At 51.0% G+C, this 4472-nt stretch carries 3 protein-coding genes and 1 tRNA gene; 3 read left to right on the top strand and 1 reads right to left on the bottom strand.

Features of this window, described 5'->3' with window-relative positions; translation table 11 throughout:
• Positions 1-1067, top strand: a 1067-nt coding sequence (locus CW742_RS07750) for a mechanosensitive ion channel family protein (RefSeq protein WP_292418748.1), incomplete at its 5' end; no start/stop codon positions are given.
• A 31-nt stretch (positions 1068-1098) separates the two neighbouring features.
• On the opposite strand, the gene CW742_RS07745 is transcribed toward CW742_RS07750, so the two are convergent.
• The gene (locus CW742_RS07745; RefSeq protein WP_292418746.1) at positions 1099-2805 is read right to left on the bottom strand and encodes a PAS domain S-box protein; all 1707 of its coding nucleotides are present in this window, start codon (positions 2803-2805) and stop codon (positions 1099-1101) included.
• A gap of 225 nt (positions 2806-3030) precedes the next feature.
• On the opposite strand from CW742_RS07745, the gene CW742_RS07740 reads away from it, so the two are divergent.
• Positions 3031-3741, top strand: coding sequence for a sugar phosphate isomerase/epimerase (locus CW742_RS07740; RefSeq protein WP_292418743.1), 711 nt, complete (start codon positions 3031-3033; stop codon positions 3739-3741).
• A gap of 144 nt (positions 3742-3885) precedes the next feature.
• Positions 3886-3959, top strand: a tRNA-Thr gene (locus tag CW742_RS07735).
• Positions 3960-4472 lie beyond the last annotated feature (513 nt).

Raw genomic sequence — 4472 nt, 5'->3', positions numbered from 1 at the left:
ATAAGTGTACGTATATGGCGATAGAACTCGCAGGACTTCAACCGAACTCCATCTTTGCTGCACTCACCATCCTTGCCGGTATTGTCATTGCCTTCTTTGTCCGGGCCTTTGTCAGGTGGCTGGAAGCAAAAGCCGAGACAACCGATACCAAGTGGGACGATATCCTGATCTCCGCTCTTGGCCTTCCGGTCCAGATCACCATTGTCGTCATCTCGGTGTACTTTGCGGTGACCTGGTTCGATATCCTTCCCGAGAACGCAAAATTCCTCCTTAATCCGGATTACGTTACCTCCTTCTATATCCTCATTACCGCATGGATTGTCTCCTCGCTCCTTCACGACATCATCGCAACGTACGGGCGCATGCTTGCCGGGACCTCGGAGACCGATCTCGATGACCGGCTCATCGACCTCCTGGAACTGGTGGTCAAGTACATCATCTGGTTCACGGCCATCATGGCAATCCTGAAGATCTTCGACATCGACATCACCCCGTTCCTGGCCGGTGCGGGTATCGCAGGTATTGCCGTTGCGCTCGCGGCCCAGGATTTCATCTCCAACTTCTTTGGCGGGGCGATCATCAAGGTCGACAAGCCGTTCAAAGTCGGCGACCGCGTGAAGATCGATGATTATTACGGGGATGTCATCTCGGTCGGCACCCGCAGCACGCGGATCCGGACACTGGATTACCAGGTTGTCACCCTGCCCAACAACAAGATCACGACCAACGTGATCGTGAACTTCTCGGAGCCGGACGAGAAACTCCGGCTTACCCTCCCGGTCTCGGTAGCCTATGGTACCGACCCGAAACGTGTCAAGGCGATCTTAATGGAGATCGCGCACCAGACCATCCGGAACACGGATTTTCTTCTTGAGGATCCAAAACCAACGGTCTTCTTCACCGAGTTTGGTAATTCAAGCCTGAACTTCATCCTGCGTGTCTGGATGAAAAAATACAATGTCCCTGATGATGTAAAAGACGCAATCAACACCCGGATTGCCGAGCGATTCGCAGAAGAGGGCATCGAGATCCCGTTCCCGCAGATGGATGTTCATATAAAGAAATAATCCCGATTTTTTTTCCCATCAGGAATTATTTTTAAACCGTGTCATCGGTAACAGGAATTTTTGCGGTTTTATCGAAACGGTATACTCCGTTTGGTACTGCAATCTCAAACCGGGCGCCCTTTTCCGGAGCCCCGCATTCCCGAATCGTTATGCCGGTAATCGCAAGGATCTCCCGGACAAGAAAGAGACCCAGGCCCTTTTTTTCCCGGGTCTTACGCTCAAAGATTTTCTCTTTCATATCCAGGGGAATACCAGCGCCATTGTCTTCAAAGACAAGGGTCAGTCCTTCCGTTGTTTCCTGGTAGTACAGAGAGATACTGGTTGCAGTCCTGCTGTGAATTGCCACGTTTTCGGCAAGCGTGGTAAAGACATTCTCAAGAAGGGGATCTGCATAGATTTCCAGCCCTTCGACATCAATATTCCGGGCCAGGGTGATAAGACCCACATGCGAGATCCCCAGAAGATACGAGTTTTTCACGTTCTGCCAGTCGGGAGGTCTCACGCCAAGACCCTCGTATTCCTTTGCAAAGAGGAGCAAACGCGAAATGGTCAGGATCACTTCATTCTGGCGGTTGAGGATCTGCTGCATCTTTTCATCGGAAGTATTTCCCCGGGCGAGTTCGTTATACCCGGAAAGGGTAAAGATCGCACTATGGATGTCGGTTAAGGTAATATACGTGAAAAGATTCAGTTTTTTTGTCGCCTGTCCCAGGGCGTTCTCGGCCATTTTCAGTTCGGTGATGTCGGTGATGACAGAAAGGAAGCCGGAGAATCTTTTACTGCTAATGCCGGTTGTTCGCATCATGCAGTGACGCACGGTGCCATTGTGTGTTATCATGTCGATTTCCCATGGCTCTTCCTGCGTGGCAGCGGATAATGGTTTTTCGGTGATCTGACGGACAACTTCCGCTCCGGAATGCGTGATAACGGACTCAAGCGTAGTTCCCTGCATCTCTTCCAGCGTACGCCCGGTAAGACGCAGCAGGGCAAGGTTGGCGTAATGGATATGTTCTGCATCATGGACAATGATATAATCCGGAAGGTTGTCTGCCAGGCTTTTGTACTGCTGTTCGCTTGTGCGGAGTTCGGACCGGGTCCGGGCCATATTCAGGAGGATGAAAAAGACCGTTGTCAGGATATCGGCAACAATGCTGTAGAAGAGATAGAGTATATTGACCACGTTCATTTCATACAGCGAGAATTGTCCGAACGCAAGGAACCAGACAAGCCGGGCAATGAACAGGACTATCCATATACCGATGACAAAGAAGATGCTCATCCGTATCCGGTACGTCCCCGGTTCCCCGTGGCTGATAAGCGGAATACAGCCGGCAATAACGATAACGAGAAATATTATTGTCAGGATGGGGATACGGACTGAGTCCGGGATCGCATAATACTGGCTGGAGATGAGGAACAGGATTGTTGCCGGAAAAGCGATGAAATAAATGATCCGGGGATACGGACCGGAGCGGGTGAACCGCCAGATGCTGTCGAACCGCATGATGAGGGCGAGCAGCAGGAGCATGTTTGCGGCAAGGATTGCAAGCAGGGGGGAGATTTCTTCCGGCCGGAAAAAGAACAGGGAGGCACAGGCCATAACCGGCAGGCTGAGCATCCAGGTCCGGAAACCGGGATACGTCTTCTCGTTCTTCCAATAAATATAGAGAATCAAGGTGAGGAAACCGTTTATGAAGAACTGCACAAGGAATATCGTTCGGATGTCAGGTATCCACATGTGCTGTTGTCCCCGGGTATCGGTCCCGTTCCCATCTCTTACGTTTTACAATCTCTGTAGTACATTATGTAGTTTTGGAATTGTGGCCATTCTGGTGCGTTTATTCAGATTCGACGGCTTAAACACCATAGAATGAGAGCATTCCTATGGCCTGCGGGATTACCTCCCTCTCCCCGGAATGCCATGTAGTACATCTTTATGTCGGTTGGGACACGATCACTCATCATGCCCGGGGTCTCCACCTTCTGCCTCCACCAGTTCCCGCTTGAAAAAGCACTGGAGCAGATCGCAAAAATCACGGACCGGATAGAGGTGATGGACGAGGGTCTCCATTACCTCAGATCTGCAGACCCCCTTCTCTCCTACGATCACCACTTCTCCATCCACACGCCCTGCCGGGGCACGAACATCGCAAGCCTGCTCGAACCGATCCGCAGGGCAAGCGTGGAGGTGATGGGGCAGTGCATGAAGATTGCAGCCGAAGTCGATGCAGGCATTGTCGTCCACCCGGGGTATTTTGCCTGGGCTGAGGAGCGGGACAAGGCCTGCCGGCAGCTGGAGCGATCGATTGACGAACTGAAGTTCCTCTCGCATGAATTCTCTGTCCCGTTCTTCATCGAGAACATGGGGAACTGGGAATATTTCCTCTTGAAAGTCCCAGACGAACTCCCGCTCATCGGCAACTCCCTGTTCGCGCTCGATGTCGGCCATGCTCACCAGATGCACTGCCTTGACGGCTTCCTTGAATGCCCCGCAGCACATTATCACCTGCATGACAATGCGGGCGATGCCGATTCGCATATGGCTGTCGGGGACGGGACCATCGATTTTGCGACGGTCATGGCGGCAGTGAAGAAATCCGGTATCGAGCCCATCATTGAAGTCGAGAAGTTCGAGGACGTGCAGAAGAGCATCGACCGGCTCAATGCGCTGTAATCCCCGCTATCATCTCCCGTCAAGTGGAGAATACGGCGGTACATGGCTGTTTTTCTGTGCCTGCTTCTCCGCAATGTTTTATAGGGATTAATCACAACGTAGTTAGGCAACCCGTGCGGGAGTTTCTTCCGTCGGTTGTTGTATGCCTATGTGACACAGCCCGGCAGTGTGCCTCCTTGGTAAGGAGGAAGTCCCGAGTTCAAATCTCGGCATAGGCTCTTCTTGTTTTTGAAGTTGTTTCCCGGTTGAAAATTTTCCTGGTTCTTTTTCAGGACAGTTATGATACATCCCACCCCTTCGGGGTCGCTCGGACGCCTCGTCGGATCCTCGCTGGGCAAGATCTTAGACTATCGGAGCGTAGCGATCAAGGTAAGTGCATAGCGAAATGCCGAATCTCGTAAGAGATGAGGCACGAGAAGAATTGCGGAGTAATTCTTCGAAGAGTCGGCAGACCTTTTCCGCGTCTGCCTCTCCTCATTTTCATGAGTTTAACATTTCGTAATCAAAGTCCGGTAAAAAAATTTCAAGCAGGGTTCGGTTGATCCGGATCATTATTTCAATCGCGATCACAATCGCGTTTGAAAAATTTTGAGCAAGGTCCGGTAAATATTTTTCCAACAGACTCTGATAGTTTTTCTAACCCACATTCACTGCTGGATAAATTTACAAAGTCTCCTGATATCCCCGGTTTTTGATCTACCTTGTCGATACCCCCCAAATCTACCCTATAT

It is taken from the genome of Methanoregula sp., assembly GCF_002835825.1.
Lineage (GTDB): Archaea > Halobacteriota > Methanomicrobia > Methanomicrobiales > Methanospirillaceae > Methanoregula.
Note: the sequence above shows the minus strand (reverse complement) of the source record. Positions and strands in the feature narration are given on the sequence as shown.

Bases quoted from the DNA above. Each gene is read 5' to 3' on its own strand.
- CW742_RS07745 (WP_292418746.1), bottom strand. From the start codon at position 2,805: ATGTGGATACCTGACATCCGAACGATATTCCTTGTGCAGTTCTTCATA.
- CW742_RS07740 (WP_292418743.1), top strand. From the start codon at position 3,031: ATGCCCGGGGTCTCCACCTTCTGCCTCCACCAGTTCCCGCTTGAAAAA.